Below are 18,257 nucleotides of genomic sequence, written 5' to 3'. Positions count from 1 at the left end.
CTGTTGCAGCAGATGAATCAGATCCTTTGGCTATGATTGCAGAAATGGAAAATCTGGTTGCAGTCGATGAACCAGAACAAGTGGAAAATCTAGTTGCAGCAGATGAAGGTCAAAACGGATCTATAGAAAATTCAGATATTGATGACGTTTATCAGGCGTTTTCAGACCAAGTTAATTCTAAATAAGGAAACTATCATGAAAAAAATCTCTCTTACATTAATCAGCCTTGCCCTATCTTTTTCAGTTGTGGGCTGTACTTCAAATAAAGCCGTGACCAGTCCTAATGGCTTTTCATCTAAAGCGGTTAATCAGCCTGACACTGTAAAAAACTATATGCAAAGCATAGCTGTATATCAGCAAAATAAAGATTTAAGCACTGAAACTGAAAGACAAATTGCACTTCTAACAGACAAATATATTCAAACCAAAATGATTATTGACGAAGCAGCACGTCGCCAAAATATTTCTAATCAATAAGGACTTGATCATGACTGAAGCAAACAAGGTCGATAAACCTAGTTTTAATAAAGAACAAACAGGCTATACCAAACTTGGCCAGACGTTAGAAACAAATCAAGCTGAAGTCAATTCGATTGAAAAAGCTGAAAATATAGATATTTCAAAAAGTACAAAAGGTATTAATCAAGATCCTGAAGAAACTAAGGTAACTGATACCAAAAAGCTAAAAGCTGATGACAGTAAAGAATCTAGTGAAGAAGGCATACCTAAAGCATTGCTCAATAAATATTATGTGGTAGATGACAAATATCACTTTAAAGGTAATCCTGAAAAAGTAGCTTTTGAAGATTCTGGAAAAGCTTTAAAAACCACAATTGATGATAAACATATTGCTGCTTCAATGGTGGAGGTAGCAAAAGCTAAAAAATGGGAAACAATACAGGTTAAAGGCTCTGAAGAATTTAAACGGAATGTATGGCTTGAAGCTTCAATGAAGGGCATGACAGTAAAGGGTTATGAACCTCGTGATATTGATCTAGCCTTGCTCAATGATATGAAAAAAGAACAAGGTAAAGAGGTAGTTCACAATACTATTGAAAAGGGTAATGAACGCCAGAAAGAGAAGCCTTTAAATGAGAAGGATAAAGTAGATCCTGCACAGGAACGGAAGGAAAAAATTAATAACCTGTCAGAACAGGAAAAAGCTTTACTGACAGTTTTTGATAAAAAAATGAAAGCTGACGGTTTCACAGAAAAGCAGCGCACAGCCAGTATAGACGTTGCGGTTGAACAGCTTAATCAGAAAAAAATGCACGTTGGAAAATTAGTAGATCATGGTGAAGCACCTTATAAGCATGATCCTAAAAATAACAGTAGCTACTACGCCACTATTGAAAATAGTAAAGGTGAAAAAAGTACAATCTGGGCGAAGGATCTGGAACGTACTTTGAAAGAACAAAATATCATTAAGAATGATGATATTGTCCTGACCTATAAAGGGTCTAACAAAGTCGAAGTGAATACTAAAGAAATTGATCCTAAAACTGGACTGCCAACAGGCGCAAGAGTTCAAACATTGGCAAATAAAGGGAAGTGGGAAGCTCAAAGCTTGAGTAAATTGAAAGAAACAACTGAAAAAGCTTTAACCAAAAATGATAAAACTAAGCTTCAGATTCAACATAATGCCGATATTCAAAATCAGAAATTTCATAAGCCAAAATTAACGGCTTATGATGCCAATGCTCCAAAACAGCAGCCAGTACAGCAGCCACAAGTTAAAACTCAAGAGAGAAATAAAAATAAAGATATATCTCGATAATCTAGGCCACGAAAACACCCATTACGGGTGTTTTTTATATCCCGCTACTAGATCAAATGGGAGCAGTTTATTTTCTGCGGTCGCCATTTAAAAAGCACAGCTTTTTAAAGCTCACTTGAAAATCAACGGTAATCAGGGAAGGGAAAATTTAACTGATTGCGTCAGTTCGCAAAGTAGACACTTTGCTCTGATATATGTGCTATGGATCTGGATTAGATAGGTAATATAGATGCCTGGATAAACGCTGCAGCTTGCAGCTTTTATCCAAGCATCGGGATTAGACGTTTTAGAGATTATGGACCAGACAATAATATTGGCAGTCCATAATCTACTAAAACCAATAGAAGGTTAAACTTGGGATATTGCTTGTATTGTCCACCTGTGGACTATATAATCAAATTTAATCTGATTAAGGACGGTAAAGAATGACAAATGCAGATTTTAAACTGCTAGTTGAATCATTGGGATTTTACAACCCTGAAGCGATACGCGATTATTTCAAAGCTATAGGCTTTAATGAATCTATTAACGTCCGACCAATCCAATATTGGTTAAATGGTAAAAGTGTAGCTCTCAATATGCCGATTCCAGACGATGTGGTTGAGCATTTTAAGCAGCTTGAACAAATGAAAATTGAGTTATCAGGCCAAGAGAAATTTAAGAAAAATTGCTTTCTCTACAAAGATAAATATCTAATGTGGGAAAAATTCCCTGAGCTAGAAGGGCTACCTAGTACGTACCTTAATCAACTCATGGTTCTGGTGAATATGCTACATGGTTATAGGGAAATGCAGTATTGCACAAGCTACTAGGAATCATAGAATGAAAAATCAGGATCTTTCTATTGTCGAGCTAATTAGTAAACGCAATAAAATTGTCTATACGGTTTGCGGATTATTGGTCTTACTGACAATCTTATCTTTTGCCAGATACTTTCTGAATTTTAGTATCCTTTACCTTTTAATTCTGCTTATTCCATTTTTTGTATTGATGTATTGGATGATAAGAGTTACCGAACATATAAAAGATGAGAAAAATTTAAAAGAATCTTCTTAATGAAGTGAGTAAATCGTACAACTCATGATCTAGTCTAAGATCTGTTAGTTAAATATCTAAGATGAATGGGAATAGAATCGCATATAATTCTGCATTCACAAAATTTTAGCATCGGTAGTAATCATGGATACAGCTCTAATTCAAACGCTAAAAAAAATTCTTAAGCAGTTTCCAAAATTTTGGAATGGTGAAAACCTCCAAAGATCCCTCGTTATTGATGCAATTCAGAAGAAAGAAGCTGATTTAGTTAAAGCTTTAATCAATAACAGTAAGATTAAGTCTATTTATAGTACCGATGTTGATGGTGTCCTTATTTTTGAGTTTGAAAAGCTCATTAGCCTATTGAAATATAAAGAGTATTGGGCTGATAGTTTTACTAAGTACCGTAATAATGTAGGTTTGACCAGTGAAGGTAAATATTTAGATTATAGTTCTGATGTTGTTTTAGATTTTCCTTTTAAAGATTGTGTTCTTGAAGGTGGAATGACTAAAGAGGATCAGGGTAAGGATGAAATTTATTACAATGAAATCATTGCCCGTGATGAAATTGATCGTCTATTTTCTCCAAAAGTATTCACAAATTCAAAACGCTATATTGAAAATGGTGTGCAAGAAGATATTGGTGAATTTACAAATCAAGATAATCTAATTATTAAAGGTAATAATTTAATCGCTTTACATTCATTGAAATTAAATTTTTCAAATTCAATAAAATGTATTTTTATTGATCCGCCTTATTACTTTATTGAGAAAAAACCTGCTGATACTTTTGTCTACAACTCTAACTTTAAGCTTTCATCTTGGTTAGTGTTTATGAAAAATCGGCTAGAAATAGCAAGAGAGCTTTTGACAGAAGATGGTGTTTTATACATCACAATATCAGATGATGGCGCACACTATTTAAAAGTCATGACTGATGGTATTTTCGGTCAAGAAAATTTCATAGCCGACGTGATTTGGCAATCAAGAAAATCTGTATCAAGTGATGGATTGATTTCTGTTTCGAGTAACCATGTCTTAACTTATGCAAAAAATAAAAATAAGATAAATAAACATGAATTTAGATTGGCATTGGATGTTGAAGGCTTTGATTTAGAAGATGAACTAGGCAAGTATAAAGTTGAACCTTTCGACGCGCCTAATGAACGTAAAAACTTATCTTACCCAATAGTAAATCCTAATAATGGAGAAGTGTATACTCCATCAGAAGGTAGATGTTGGAGAACAAAAGAGAGTGAATATTTTGATTTATTAGAAAATAACAGAATCCAATTTGGATCTAAAGGACAAACGAAGCCACAATTAAAAGTATATTTAAAAGATGCTATTGAAGCTGGTAAAGGCAAAACAGCATCAACATTATGGAACTCTATTGTACCAGATACCATCTTATGGACATCTACTGATACTACAACCAGTGCAACTAAGCATCAACAACGAATGTTTAATACGGTTGTATTTGAAAATCCTAAGCCTGAGAATTTAGTTCAACGGGCTATAGAACTCGCAACTAATGAAAATGATTTAGTATTAGATTTTCATCTAGGCAGTGGAACGACGTGTGCGACTGCTCATAAAATGGGACGTCGATATATTGGTATAGAACAGATGGACTATATCAATGAAATTACCGTACCTCGCCTACAAAAAGTCATTGAAGGTGAGCAAGGGGGGATCTCTAAAGATGTGAAATGGCAAGGCGGTGGAAGTTTCGTCTACACTGAGCTTATGGAATTAAATTGCCTTTTTATTCATCAAATTGAACAAGCAAAAACAACAGAACAATTACTTCATATATTTGAAGTCATGAAAGTAGAAGCGCACCTTAATTATCATATTGCATTAGATCGTGTTTTAAATAATGAATATGAAATTGATGGGGTTAATCATTTGGTAACGTTTAATGAGCTTGAATTAACTCAGCAAAAACATCTTTTAATTGAAGTTCTGGATAAGAATCAGTTGTATGTGAATTTCTCAGAAATAGATGATCAAAGATATGCTATTTCAGAAAGCGATAAAGCTTTCACAACTAGCTTTTATCATAAGGATTGATCATGGCTAGAAACACTAAAGTAACGAAACAAGATCTTTTATTTAACCAATTCCAACAAATTGATAAATTTGGATTGTTTAAGGGGAATTATCAAACCCCTGAATATTTAAAATCTAACTTGAAAGACGACTTACGTTCTTATCAAGAAGAAGCCTTACGCTATCTACATTATGCACAAATTCATAATGAAGCAGATATACGTTTTAAGCATTTGTTATTTAATATGGCAACTGGCTCAGGTAAAACGATGGTCATGGCCAGTGCAATTCTTTATTTGTTTAAGGAATATGGCTACCAAAACTACATTTTCTTTGTACATACGGATGCAATTATCCAAAAAACTAAAGAAAACCTTTTAAATAAATTATCGTCTAAATATCTTTTTGCTCAATCTATTGAAATAGAAGGGGAACGTATAGTTATTGAAGCAGTCGATACATTCCCAAGACAGCCAAGTAAAAATACCATTTACTTAAAGCTATCAACGATTCATAAAATCCATGATGAGTTGAATAGCTATAAAGAGAACAGTATTACTTATGAGGATTTAGCTGAAATTCCACTTGTTTTATTGGGTGATGAAGCGCATCACTTTAATGCTGAAACAAAAGCTAAGGGTAAATCTAAGACTTCAACAGAGTATGAGGAATTAACTTGGGAACGTACTATTGAGCGTATCCTTGCATTAAAAGAAAAGAATCGTTTATTAGAATTTACTGCGACAATTAATTTAGAAAATAAGGAAATATACCAAAAGTACAAAGATAAAATCGTTTATCAGTACGACTTAAAGAAATTTATGACTGATGGTTTTTCTAAGAAAGTTATGCTTTTAGAAGCTAATCAGCATGATGATGAAAAAATGATTGATGCCGTTTTATTAAGCCAATATCGTAAGTTAGTGGCAATTAAACACGGTATTAAGGATTTTAAACCAATTATTCTATTTAAGTCGAATAAGATTGCAATTTCTAAGGCTAAGCAAGATCAATTTACCCAAATTATCAATGCTTTAACCCCAGAAAAGGTTAAGCAGCATTTAGTGAATAAACAAACACAAATTACTTCATCAAGTAGTATTTGGAATAAAGTAATTTCTTATTATCTAAATCAAAATCTGATAACAATTGTGGAAAGTATACAAGATGATTTTAAAGAGCTTAATATTTTAAACGTGAACAAATCAGATATTCTAGAAGAATATCCCGTTTTATTAAATACTTTAGAAAATCCTGATAATCCAATACGATTAATATTTGCCGTTGCGAAGGTTAATGAAGGTTGGGATGTTTTAAACTTGTATGACATTGTTCGCATAAGTGAAAGTGCATCATCAACTAAATCAGGAACTGATAGTGAAGCGCAGTTAATTGGGCGTGGAGCAAGGTACTATCCATTCATTTTGAACGATGAAAAAAGTTTTATTCGTCGTTTTGACTTAAGTACAAGTGAACTCAGTGTTTTAGAACAATTACATTATCATACGATCAATGAACCTGCTTATATTAGAACTTTGCATCAATCCTTAGAGCAAGCTGATATTGTTGTAGATACAGATGGGCAAGGTATCGTTGAACATGCCAAGCTCAAGCCTGCTTTTAAAGATTCTCACTTTTATAAACATGGACAATTATTTTTTAATGAAGTTGAAGAAATTACAGGACAAGAACGTTCGTGGACTTCATATTCATTAGAAAAACAGTATGAGATTTCTTATAAAACTGCTAATGAAGTTGGACTCGATAATCTAACTGGCAATCAAAACACTGTATTACATACGCAGACTTTACAGCTAGATCAGCGTTATTGGTTTAAAGCTTTACAGAAAATTAGGTTCTTTGAATTTAGTAATCTAAAACACTATTTCCCTGATTTAAGTAGTCTTGATGAGTTTTTATCTGATTCTCAATACTTAGGTGGATTAACAATTAATGTGAACTTACCTAGTAAGCTCAATCTAAGTGATCTTCCTCCTCGGGAGAAATTACAACTTCTGGAAACAGTTTTGACAAGGATTTCTGAGAACATTCGTCGTAACTATCAGAAATACAGAGGCACATACCGTTTTATTAGTAAACCGTTAAAAGATGTAATTACTGATTATACTGTTCATGTTGATCCAAATATGATGATCAATCAAAGAATCACATCAGAGAGTACCATTGGGAAAAAATGGTATGTCTATGATCAGGCTATCCTGAATCAGTTAGAACATAAGCTTATTAAGCTGCTAGAACAGTTTATGCAGAAACTGAATACTAAATATGATGATATTTACATTATTCGTAATGATGAGAAAACTACACGCTTTAAATTAACCGAATTTAATGGTGTCCGAGGTTTTATGCCTGATTTCATTATGTTGATGAAGGATAAGGCCAATGATCATATTTATTATCAGGTCTTTTTAGAACCAAAAGGCGATGATCGTTTGATACAAGATGCATGGAAAGAAAACATGCTAGAAAAAATAAATGATCCCAACCTTATTATGGTTGAAAGTGATGAAAATGTACGTTTAGTAGGCGTTAAATTCTTTGCTGAAAGTAAACGACATGAATTCATTAAAGACTTATCAGACAAGTTATATGACAGTCAGCAGTTAGAAGCGCAGTCATTATTAATTTAGGTTTTCCAATATGAATTAACAAACAGTAAAAAATCCGATTTCTTGAAATCGGATTTTTTTATCTATAACAATTTACGTATTGCATGAATGACAAATTAAAAAAGTAACTAAATATTCTGTATCTATAGAGTATGAACAGATGCTTTTACTCAATGTGAGAGCCTTTCATTTTAAGTCTTCAGCTTGATCAACAACATCTTTTAATTTATTACGCTCTTCAATGTTAGCTTTAGTCGGCTCAACAAGAGCTTTATCTACAGCTTCAGCATGAGCTATTTTAGATACGTCTTTAACCAATTCAGCTAGAGCTTCTAAAGCCGCATCATAATCCTTATTAGTCATCTATATACCCTCAAATATATGGAACAAATATAACAGCCGTAAACATTAAATCACATGCAGAAAGTAGCCGTTTCCGCTTCTTTGCGACTTCAGATGACGCACTAAAAACCTAGAACTACTTTAGATAAGAACAGGGATGCGACTAATCACGATATGAGCGTAGAAGCGGGCAAAATTTTTTAGGGGGTGTAGGCTCAGACTAAGTACCTACACAAAACCTATTTTGTATTTAATTTAAAATTTGGATGCTGTCCTGAAGCCATTAAAAAAACTGTCCAAGTCTGTTTGTTTGGCTGTCTTTCTCCTGCTTCATATTTGCGCCATAAAGAGCCATCAGACAAGCCTGCTAACTTTGCAGCCTGTGCAGCAGTTAAGCCAAGATCAAGCCGAAGATCTTTTATAGAACTTGCTTCTGGTGCTTCAATTAAAAAGTTTTCAAACGTCATATTTTCAAATTTGCTCATTAAAAAAAAGCTCCATATTGCAGGAGCTTCATGTTATCACTTAAATCATTTTTAAGGTACGTTGTCCTTTTAGCTTAATCGTTCTTTCGAGTTCATTTAAAGCTCTAAAAACAGAATGATAACCAAGTACACCGTTTGCAGATCTCAGAATAAAACCTGATTTGTGCATTCATCTTTTAAGCTCCTATAACAATAAAAGTTATAGCCTGATTCTTGCTAGAGACTTTTGCACAGTTAAAACAGCCTGCGAAATATTGAAATTTCAAACTAACAACAGATCGGCAAAATTTACACAAGCTGACTGTAGGTAGTTTAGAAGTGCATGGAGATAAAGAAATAATAGTCATGTCTATAGCTCCCCTTAATGGTTGCTATAGATGAAGTTGCCGACACGTACAAAGTCATTAATCATTGCATCACGACCATAAGCTTCATAATCAATATACCCCTGTAATGCTTCTGGGATCTCAATGCAGCTCACATCATGCATAAGGTAGTGACCGAAGTCATAGTCGCTCATATCTTCACAGAATTGGTTTTCATCGTGCCATTCTTGAGCATCTTCTAAGTTTTTAACGTATCCCTCATTTTTTAGTTGCTGGAACAAGTCTAGGTCTTCTTGGAAGTGACCTTCCATGATTAGCTCTATAGCTGTCTCAAGGTCTTTAAAATTATCCACGTTCATGTACGTGTCTTCTCGCAAGCCTTCAACTTGCCAGAACTCGATTTCTGTATCGCCAATGATGTCACGAAGGTCTGAGATATCATCAAAGAAAATATTGAGACCGAAGTCATAAGTGAAGCTAAATGCTTCTAAACGGAAGTTTTTAGTTGAATCAGATGCAGCATTAGAAAAGTCGATAGCGTTCATTTTTTAAGTCCTGGACTTAGGTTATCTGCAAGTCCTAGCAGTCGGTACACGTTGCACCTCTAAGGCTTTTTATATCTCTTCACCTTATGCTTGTTATTATACTGGACTTAGTACCTATTATCAACAATAAACTAATGTTTTTTATATGATTTATAATTATTAATAGCTCTATTATTACAACTATATTTTATAAAAGATAAGCTTGTTTTTGCTTCTAACTTTCATCATTCTTGGAGCTGTGGCAATCCATTAAACAAACGCTTTTAAAACGGAGCGAAGCGACATCCTTATTCAAGGAATATGTAAAAGGTATGTGATCCTACCTTCATCAAACTTTATCGCTGCGACAACCATTGAACTTAAAAAATTTCAAGCAAGGAGCAATGTCAATGAAGCTTGCGTAATTGACATTGTGAGTGATTGAAATAAAGTTCAATGATGTTGGTTGTTGCAGCATAAGTTGAAGGGAAAGTCCTACTATACATAGTCCAGTGCTTTTGCTTTTGCGTTAGGGATTCTGCCCGAAGGGGCAAGACAAACAGCTTCATCGTTTGGCTTGAGCGAAGCCAGTTAGCCCGACCTGAAAGGGAACGCCCATATTTTTTAATTTTTGTGATGTATGTTATAATTTTCCTAGAAATTAATGCTGTAGTTTCTTTTTATAGCCCGATCACACCCTAGTGTTCGGGTTTTTTTACGCCTTAATATTTTTAGTCAATTCCTGTATTTATAGGGTATACCCATTGAAGACTATAGACAAATAAAAGCCTGAACGATGTCAGGCTCTATAAGATTTAGATAGATTGATTCTCATCTGTAATCAATTTAAGACTTTTAGATTCTTTAATTTTTATTATTAAACAAGTGATTATGGAAATAATTAGTGGGATTAAATATAGATAAATATATGCTTTTTCTTCAGTCATATAGATCCCAAAATTCGCATTAGTACTGATCACGAAGAAAAGCCTGATACAGATGGTAATGAAATTTACAGCTAAAAAAGCTAAAAATAATTTACGTTTTTTAACTTTTAATGCTGCACCTTGATATCTCCCAACAATACTCCAAACCAATAAGAATAGGATTAAAGTCACCCCAAGTTGTTCAGCAAACATTTCTATAAAAGCACCAATGTACATAATTAGATATCTCGTAATTTCTTATTAACAGTGAGTTTTTATACTATGCTATGAATAATTGATTTTTAAAATATTTATTTAAGATGAGAAAGAGAAGTCGTGAAGCAGAACAGATTGTTGCCCAGTGTAAAGAATTAAATGAGGAAAGAGCAAAACAGAGAAATACTGCCACTAGTTTAGCCTTCGGAATATGTCTAATCATCTCATTTTATTTAAATTATGATTTTCAGACGTTCAAAGGAATTGGTTATTTTCTTTTATATTGTTTGAAGTCCATAGCTATGGCTTTCATAATTATTGTACTTGGGTCAGGTTTATTTACTGGTTTTAGAAGTTAACCTGTAAAAAAATATCCTTGTGATCTAACATGATTCTCATACTATTCGTAAAATCCAAATAATCGCACATATTAGCCAGTTTGTATTCTCCATGTAGGGTATTGTCATTTTTAGTGTAACTGGGCTGAAATCGCTTTAAATGCGTGTTTAAACGCATGTTTTGATGTTATTTAAGAAGCCGCATTAAGCGGCTTCTCTTTTTAGTTAATGATGATTGTCGTGGTTATATTGATTACTTCAATAGGAATGTAAATTGGTACAAATATTATGGACGTAAATACTATTGTTGCCACAAAAAAAATCTTTAAAGTTTTCATCTTATATCCTCTGGTTAACTTGATATAAGTATTTAGTCCTTTAAAGAAGTAAGATTTTCTGGGTAAAACAGCGGTTAAGCCACTACAGCTGGTCTTGCCATTCTAGTGACATTGAATGAACTGTTTTGGAACCGTTCAGGCAATAATGCTTTCTGTTCTGATTTGCATAAGTAACTTGCCCTGATTAATGCGTCATCAAACTCTTGTTTCAAATCATGCCAATACAAATCAAGAAATTCGTTTTCAGTTTTAGTGGTTGATCTAGTATCTCTAAATTTTAGAAACCCACGATTCCTTTCATTTCCATCTTCAGTAGTAATATGGAAGTCATCTTCGATGATTAACTTCTTCACACCATGTATTCTGTTTAAAGCCCTATTGGTGATGCTGGTAATTTCTTTCTTGGAATAGATATTTGATCCCACATCAATAATCAACATTATATGGACATGGTTATATCTAAGTTTTGCTGGTTGATCAGGATCAAATACGTTGAAGTTTGGATTATCGATATCTTTGGCTTCAATGCTATAAATTATTTCTAGATTTGGTAAACGACGTTTTCTTGCACGTGGATTATCAGCATGACGTTTTCTTTCATACTTTTTCCATTCGCTTTTAAACTTTTCTTTAATGGATTGAATGAACTTGCTTGGAAACAGATCAAAGTCCTCAATCTCACATACAAAATGCATCATCTTTGGTTGAGTCATGGTTTCCCTGCATCGGGTTACTACGTTCAACATTGACCTTAGATTGTCTTCAATATCTGCTTTCTTTAAGATTCGATAACCACGGTATGTCCTTATCTGGCTTTGCGTTGTTGTCATCATCAATAATTAATATCCTCTTATGCTGTAATCAATAATTCTTTAAAGAATGTATCTATTCGAATACTACAGATACGATTGCGACTTTTTTCAAGCCAAAATGATGTCTTCAGCAATGATCATTGGATCTGCTGTGACTATGAACTGGCAAGCTATTGGGGGCAATTCTAAAAATGAATTATTGATAAAAATAAAGTTAAAATTTCTTCTGCTAAGTCTGTTATATTTTTTTAGCACAATCTTTCATTGTATACCCATTAAAAATAGGATGGAATTGTTTTTTACAAAAATTTAAAATTTAAATCCTGTTTCATCCAAATAATCCTTCCACTGCTGGATATAGAAATCATCTTCTAACTTTTCACTGATTCTCTTTTTGTAGCTGACCATATCTTCACCTACATCAGCCATAAAGTGAGATTGGAAAGATGGCAATTTGCTTAGTTTGTCACTGAACATATCAAGCTGTTTAGCAGTAAGAACAATGGTTTTATTCTTTAAACGTTCTTCCTGAAGCTTTTTAGGTTTCATTTTAAATTGCACATGGGTAATTGAGCGACCTTCTTTAAATTGCTCATAAGTAACCTTTAAATCAGCTTTGTTATTAATTTCACTTACAGCTTTATCCAGAACATTTACCTTAAACAGGCTCATGGTTTTGTATTCTGTATTTTCTAGACCTAATTTTGATCTTAAGTCTGTGATTTCATATTTTTGAGTGATTCCATTATTTAACCATTTTATGATTAACTCATATAAACGAATTGAATATTTGCTTTTGAAAGCAGATACCTGATCTAAATGGTATTTAGTAAATTGTTGTTCTAATCGGCTAATTAAGCTGATTACTGTGTCACTTAAATTAAGTAGCACAATTCCTTTCTTTTCTAGATACCCAATCTCACTGACCCATCTAACTTTTTTGATGAGTTGATTACCTTTATATCTATCAATGTATGAAAATCTACGTTCAAAAAGCAGATCACAAGCTGCTTTCAGTGCGTTATAGGCTTCTTTCTCATGGATATTAAACTGTGTAGCGTATTGACTGGCTTTGATCTCAATCGCTGTGCTGGAAGTAAGTTCTTCTATCTCTCTTGCTTGGACAATAGCTAATAATAATAGTCGTTGCTCAATCAGAGATAGATTGAAGCTAGCATCAATTAAAGCGTTATCCTTAACAACTAATTTATTATTTTCCATATCAAAGAAGTATTTGTAACTTGATGAATGTTATATACCTCTCCATTAAAGATAGCAAGTCAAACAACCTATCTATTAGTAGTGAAAACCTATCTTTATAAGGTCATTATCCACAAGATTTGGTAGTGAAAACCTATCTTTATAGTAGTGAAAACCTATCTTTATATGTTCTAAAACACTTATGAATAAAGGCTTTCACAGGTTTCTAAAAGTATCTTAAAATAAATATATCTAAAAGAATGATTCTTTGAATGAAATTTAATATTTTGATTGTTTTATAGGTATCTTATTCTGATTAGCCAAACAACTTACCAAATAAACCCTTTCTTTCAGGTTGCTTATGTTCAATTAATTTCTGGTCTAACTGCTGCTTTAACCATTGCTCATTTGCTTTTACATAATCCAATTGCATCTTTAATTCATTTATTCGCATTTCATGTATTAAGAGTTGTTGTTTTAACTGTTCATTCTCTTGCTTTAATTGATCATATTCTTGGTTATTGTTAACAGTTTGATGTTCATTTAGTTGTTGTCCATTAACATGAACGCTGAACAGTCTAATAAGATCATTGCTATCCAACTTACCATTTTCATCTTTAGTTAACTTCCCTTGTTTTATGTACTTATAAAGGGTGTTCCTGCTGACATTAAACTCTTGGGAAGCCTTGTTAATACTTATACGTGCCATTGTTCAGCCATTTATTGTTGATATGTGTTCAGGTTAACATGCTAATACACAATAATTTCTATGAAAATAAGATCGTTCTATATATTCATCTGGTGTTAAATAAAACAGGGGGTATATTATATATAAATTATTGAAAATAATAATATTTAAGTAAAATATACCCCATAATATACATGGGGTAATTCTAATTCCTTGTTACAATCCATTAACATTTTTATGTTTATATATTGAACATGTTGATAGACTGACATAATAAGCATGGGGGATTTATTTAAAATATCCTGTGCTATTAAAGGTTTAGCTATTTGCTTTTTTGACACGTTGTACAGTTGATACTCCGCAATTTAATAATTCAGCAGTTTTTCTGATACTTATGCCTTCATTTAGTTTGTCTAGAATTTGCTTGTCTGTAACTTTTCTTGGTTTACCTTTATAAACACCTTTGGCTTTCGCTTTCTCAATTCCTTCAGCTTGACGTTCTTTGATCATATCTCTTTCAAATTGGGCAAATGAAGCTAAGATATTGAACATTAATTCATGTGTGCTATTTGATTTATCAGCCATGAACTCTAGTTTGTTCTTGTGAAAGACAACAGATACACCTTTGTTTTTTAGCTGTTCAACAATTTCTTTCAGATCAATCAATGATCTTCCAAGTCTGTCGATAGAATGGACAAATACAATATCCCCTTTTCGGACATAATCAATCATAGCCTTTAGCTGTTCACGATCTTTACTGATACCACTTTGCTTCTCAACAAATACTTTATCTAGATTAATACCATCTAATTGTCTTTCAGTATTTTGATTAGCTGTGCTGACTCGTATGTATCCAATATTTGACATGCTCTATCTGTATTCTTTAATTCTAGATGTATTCAATATATTGTATTCAAAACCTTAAAACAACCCTAAGAATACAGATTAATGTATTCATTTCTATGTGTTCTTTGATTATACCCTAAAGTAACACTTTAAAAGTTCGTAAAAATATGTATCATTTAAATGATTTTTAATCATATGTAACATGTAACATTGATATTTAAGGTCTATAATTTACGAAATTATTTATTTTTATCCAATTGGGGCATGAAAGAGTGAAAGGTCAAAAAGTAGGCTATGTCCGGGTGAGTTCAGTCGAGCAAAATACTGGACGTCAACTTGAGGGAATTGAAGTCGACCGGATTTTTGTTGACCGAGCTTCGGGTAAAAATACCGACCGGCCGAAATTTCAGGAAATGTTGAACTATCTCCGGGAAGGGGACAGGGTTGTTGTACATTCCATGGATCGTTTTGCACGAAGCCTAAAAGATTTGGTTACCGAAGTAGATAAACTGGTTAAAGGAGGGATCGCCATCCAGTTTGTAAAAGAAAATATTACTTTTACGGCCCAATCCACCCCGATGGATAATTTGATGCTGCAACTGATGGGGGCTTTTGCACAGTTTGAACGTGAGATTATTCTGGAGCGACAAAAGGAAGGAATTAAACTCGCCTCTGCTCAAGGGAAGTATAAAGGCCGGGTACACAAATTGAAACCTGATCAGGCCGAAGCTTTACGACAAGCATGGAAGGAAGGGAAGTACCCTTCAAAAATGGCATTAGGCCAAGCATTTGGAATTAGTCGCCAGGCGGTATATCGGTATTTAAAAGCAGGTGAGTAACTCAATTTGAATTGGCGACTATATTTAGTTGAGATTATGAAAGCCTTAGAACGTGATAAATCAATAAAAAATCCTATTAGAAATTGAATGGGATTTTACAAAGTATTATGTTGCTGATTTTTAAAATATAAATAAAATGTATTTTATATAGGCTGCATTGGGTTAATTTTAGGACAGCTTAAATAGAAACTATTTTTCATAAAATATAGAAATAACTTAAAAGAAATTCCTAAAGTTATAACTCACAATAATTAAAACTATGCCTATGATTAAATTTAGCTTATATTGATGGCGTTGATTCTGAAGCGCTGCCAAAACACGGCAAAAACTTCAATGATGCGACCCGAGTACAGCACATCACACATATTTCAGCAGAGTCCTTGACAGGATGCTATACGTTCATCGAGTTATTAGTGAACAGCGGTGATGGTGAGATGCGTAGAATCCTCGTTCCTCTTGCTACCATTTTTAGAGAGGAATCCAACAATAATTCGGAGGTTGCAATAATGAAGGCACAACAGAATCAACGTAGCATGGTTTTATTCCAGAGCATATTTACGGCAGTAATGATATTAACCATGATAATTGTGTTATTCATTAGCCCTTTTACCATGGGAACACTACTGTCTTGTTTTGTTACAATATTATGCTTGATGTATGATTATATAAAATGCTATAAATATATAGCTATTAATCACATTGACTATGGGTTGATTTTTCAGTCTGAAGCGCTGCCAAAACACGGCAAAAACTTCAATGATGCGACCCGAGTACAGCACATCACACATATTTCAGCAGAGTCCTTGACAGGATGCTATACGTTCATCGAAAAATTAGTGAACAGCGGTGATGGTGAGATGCGTAGAATCACTTCGTACCTGTATGGGTAGCCTTGTAAACATACAGAGAAAGAGTAAATGACATTTTATGATTACGTTAAAGAAAACTTTATTAAATTTTTTTTTAAGTTATTCAATAAACAACGTCCTTATTTATTAAACACTAAATACTATCCAGAATATTTATCATTTAATGAATTCAATTTAAACAAAGAAAAAATCTTAGTTGAACTTTTAGATAATTTATCTAAAAAAAATTATTCTCCTCAATCTTTACATCCTATTTTAATGGAAAAACCAGATGGTTCGTTAAGATTAATATGCGTTCCATCAATACAAGATCGCATAATTCAAAAACTTATTTTAAAATATATAAAAGAAAAACATGAAAATAAATATATCTTAGCTACTAATTATGACTTTTCATCTAAAATTAGTGAAGCTGGTGCAATATCTGCACGAATACAAGCTTTAAAATTAAGAAATAAATACTCGTATGTTCTCAAAACTGACATCTCAGCATTCTTCGATAATTTAAATCGTCAGTTAATCAAAAAAAATATTGAAGAAAAACTAGATATACCTGAAATAAATTTTCTCTTAGAAAAAATTATAAAAGTTGATACCAGACTTAAAGAAACTGAATCAATCGGTGCTAAAGAAATAGATTTTTTAAAATCTAAAAGAGGAAAAGGCATTAGACAAGGTATGCCAATGTCATCATTCCTTGCATCCTTATATCTCTATGAATTTGATACTTTTATGAATCAAAAAAATATTCCTTATGTAAGATATGCAGATGATTTAGTTATATTTTGCTCATCTCGCCTAGAAGCTCTAAAATATTTAAATTTAGTAACTGAGGAATTAAAAAAAATTGATCTTGCAATCCCTCCTCTAGAAGACCAACTAAAAACTAAAATTGTTAAAAATCAGTCTATTGATTTTTTAGGTTTGGAATTCAGATCTAGCGGCAATAGATTTAAAGCTTATATACCTAATTCAATTTTTAAAACAATTAATAATAAATTAGATGTATATGATTCTTTAAATAAAAACCTTAAAAATAAAAAAGATTTTTCTGATGTAATTCAGGATATAAAATATATAACAAATGGATATAGTTCGGCATTTTCAGATGCTTGTAATATTAGTGAACTTCAGGAAGAGATTAATAATAAGAAAATAATGATCTTTTCAAAACTTTTAACATCTCTAGGTTTGGATATGGAACGTCTCAGTTCTCGTCAAAAGAAGTTTTTCTTTAGTCTATGATTTTTATATGAAATATGTCCCTAAAAATAATTGTAGTTAAACGGCTTTGTTGCACAAACCTATCTGTAAAGGCTTTTTCAGCGATATAATTTTCAAATGAAGAAGCCTACACACAAAATCTACCGCACAACCAATTGGCCCGCATATAACCGAGCACTCATGAGTCGCGGAAATATTGCCATTTGGTTTGATCCTGCTACGCAATGGTATGCTCCATCAAAAGGCAAACAAGGGCGAAATCAAACCTACTCCGACGCAGCTATCCAATGCTGCTTAATGATTAAATCCTTATTCCGTCTATCTTTACGTATGGTCACTGGCTTTGTGCAAAGTCTGATTAAACTTTGCGGCTGAGCAGCCCCGAATATCAGTGATATTCGTACAGTACGCTTTGTAGAAGACAAAAGCATATTGATATTGCAATCAGCTACCAAAAAAGTAGCGATGGGCTGCATCTACTCGTAGACTCTACAGGCATGAAGTTTCTAGGTGAGGGCGAATGGAAACGCAAGAAACATGGAGCTGAATATCGTCGCCAATGGCGTAAACTACATATTGGTATAGATGCCAAAACCCTACAAATACGCGCTATTCAGCTCACAACCAATAATGTCAGTGATTCACAGGTGCTTGGTGATTTACTTAATCAGATTCCACAAGATGAGCAGATTGACTCTGTTTATACCGATGGAGCTTATGACACCAAGCAATGCCGTCAGGTCATTGCAGATCGGCAAGCACATGCGGTGATTCCACCTAGAAAAAA

The 18,257-nt window shown here is 33.2% G+C and carries 17 protein-coding genes and 1 pseudogene; 10 read left to right on the top strand and 8 right to left on the bottom strand.

The window, feature by feature from the left end; all coding sequences use genetic code 11:
• The 7 genes from FTU46_RS13080 to FTU46_RS13050 form a co-directional block, all read left to right on the top strand.
• Positions 1-185: hypothetical protein (locus tag FTU46_RS13080; protein ID WP_180105153.1), on the top strand; the 185-nt coding region annotated here is incomplete at its 5' end.
• Between the two features lie 10 nt (positions 186-195).
• Positions 196-477: a hypothetical protein gene (locus tag FTU46_RS13075; RefSeq protein ID WP_005248700.1), complete on the top strand. Its 282-nt coding sequence runs from the start codon at positions 196-198 to the stop codon at positions 475-477.
• 10 nt (positions 478-487) lie between these two features.
• The gene (locus tag FTU46_RS13070; RefSeq protein WP_015060274.1) at positions 488-1,777 is read left to right on the top strand and encodes an LPD7 domain-containing protein; all 1,290 of its coding nucleotides are present in this window, start codon (positions 488-490) and stop codon (positions 1,775-1,777) included.
• 425 nt (positions 1,778-2,202) lie between these two features.
• Positions 2,203-2,589 (top strand): hypothetical protein, encoded by a 387-nt coding sequence (locus FTU46_RS13065; protein WP_005248689.1) that lies wholly within the window; start codon positions 2,203-2,205, stop codon positions 2,587-2,589.
• Positions 2,590-2,599: 10 nt separating this feature from the next.
• On the top strand, positions 2,600-2,833 hold the full coding sequence (locus FTU46_RS13060; protein WP_034686370.1) for a hypothetical protein: 234 nt from the start codon (positions 2,600-2,602) through the stop codon (positions 2,831-2,833).
• Positions 2,834-2,956: 123 nt separating this feature from the next.
• Positions 2,957-4,888 carry a site-specific DNA-methyltransferase gene (locus FTU46_RS13055; RefSeq protein WP_180105152.1) on the top strand — a complete coding sequence of 644 codons (1,932 nt, stop codon included), beginning with the start codon at positions 2,957-2,959 and terminating at the stop codon, positions 4,886-4,888.
• A 2-nt stretch (positions 4,889-4,890) separates the two neighbouring features.
• Positions 4,891-7,518: a DEAD/DEAH box helicase family protein gene (locus FTU46_RS13050; protein ID WP_180105151.1), complete on the top strand. Its 2,628-nt coding sequence runs from the start codon at positions 4,891-4,893 to the stop codon at positions 7,516-7,518.
• Between the two features lie 165 nt (positions 7,519-7,683).
• Here the strand turns inward: FTU46_RS13050 and FTU46_RS13045 are convergent, their stop codons facing one another.
• From FTU46_RS13045 to FTU46_RS13010, 8 genes are all read right to left on the bottom strand, one after another.
• On the bottom strand, positions 7,684-7,860 hold the full coding sequence (locus FTU46_RS13045; protein WP_168369472.1) for a hypothetical protein: 177 nt from the start codon (positions 7,858-7,860) through the stop codon (positions 7,684-7,686).
• A gap of 218 nt (positions 7,861-8,078) precedes the next feature.
• Complete coding sequence (locus tag FTU46_RS13040) at positions 8,079-8,324, bottom strand: helix-turn-helix transcriptional regulator (protein ID WP_034672741.1); 246 nt, start codon at positions 8,322-8,324, stop codon at positions 8,079-8,081.
• 361 nt (positions 8,325-8,685) lie between these two features.
• Positions 8,686-9,195, bottom strand: a complete 510-nt coding sequence (locus FTU46_RS13035; RefSeq protein ID WP_168409004.1) for an antirestriction protein ArdA — start codon at positions 9,193-9,195, stop codon at positions 8,686-8,688.
• 794 nt (positions 9,196-9,989) lie between these two features.
• A complete protein-coding gene (locus FTU46_RS13030; RefSeq protein WP_180105150.1) occupies positions 9,990-10,337 on the bottom strand; it encodes a hypothetical protein in 348 nt (115 codons plus the stop codon).
• 729 nt (positions 10,338-11,066) lie between these two features.
• Positions 11,067-11,825: a hypothetical protein gene (locus tag FTU46_RS13025; RefSeq protein WP_180105149.1), complete on the bottom strand. Its 759-nt coding sequence runs from the start codon at positions 11,823-11,825 to the stop codon at positions 11,067-11,069.
• A gap of 288 nt (positions 11,826-12,113) precedes the next feature.
• A complete protein-coding gene (gene repM, locus FTU46_RS13020) occupies positions 12,114-13,025 on the bottom strand; it encodes a replication initiation protein RepM (protein ID WP_180105148.1) in 912 nt (303 codons plus the stop codon).
• 295 nt (positions 13,026-13,320) lie between these two features.
• The gene (locus FTU46_RS13015) at positions 13,321-13,713 is read right to left on the bottom strand and encodes a plasmid replication DNA-binding protein (protein ID WP_180105147.1); all 393 of its coding nucleotides are present in this window, start codon (positions 13,711-13,713) and stop codon (positions 13,321-13,323) included.
• 297 nt (positions 13,714-14,010) lie between these two features.
• Positions 14,011-14,559 (bottom strand): recombinase family protein, encoded by a 549-nt coding sequence (locus tag FTU46_RS13010; RefSeq protein WP_180105146.1) that lies wholly within the window; start codon positions 14,557-14,559, stop codon positions 14,011-14,013.
• Positions 14,560-14,810: 251 nt separating this feature from the next.
• Here FTU46_RS13010 and FTU46_RS13005 point away from each other — a divergent pair, with 251 nt between their 5' ends.
• The 3 genes and pseudogenes from FTU46_RS13005 to FTU46_RS12995 all read left to right on the top strand — a co-directional run.
• Positions 14,811-15,377 (top strand): recombinase family protein, encoded by a 567-nt coding sequence (locus FTU46_RS13005; protein WP_180074852.1) that lies wholly within the window; start codon positions 14,811-14,813, stop codon positions 15,375-15,377.
• Between the two features lie 917 nt (positions 15,378-16,294).
• Positions 16,295-17,491 carry a reverse transcriptase domain-containing protein gene (locus tag FTU46_RS13000; protein ID WP_180074853.1) on the top strand — a complete coding sequence of 399 codons (1,197 nt, stop codon included), beginning with the start codon at positions 16,295-16,297 and terminating at the stop codon, positions 17,489-17,491.
• A gap of 96 nt (positions 17,492-17,587) precedes the next feature.
• Positions 17,588-18,257, top strand: a pseudogene (locus tag FTU46_RS12995) (IS5 family transposase); the annotation flags it as partial.

It is taken from the genome of Acinetobacter sp. YH12108 (genome assembly GCF_013419055.1).
Taxonomy (GTDB): Bacteria; Pseudomonadota; Gammaproteobacteria; order Pseudomonadales; family Moraxellaceae; genus Acinetobacter.
Note: the sequence above shows the minus strand (reverse complement) of the source record. Positions and strands in the feature narration are given on the sequence as shown.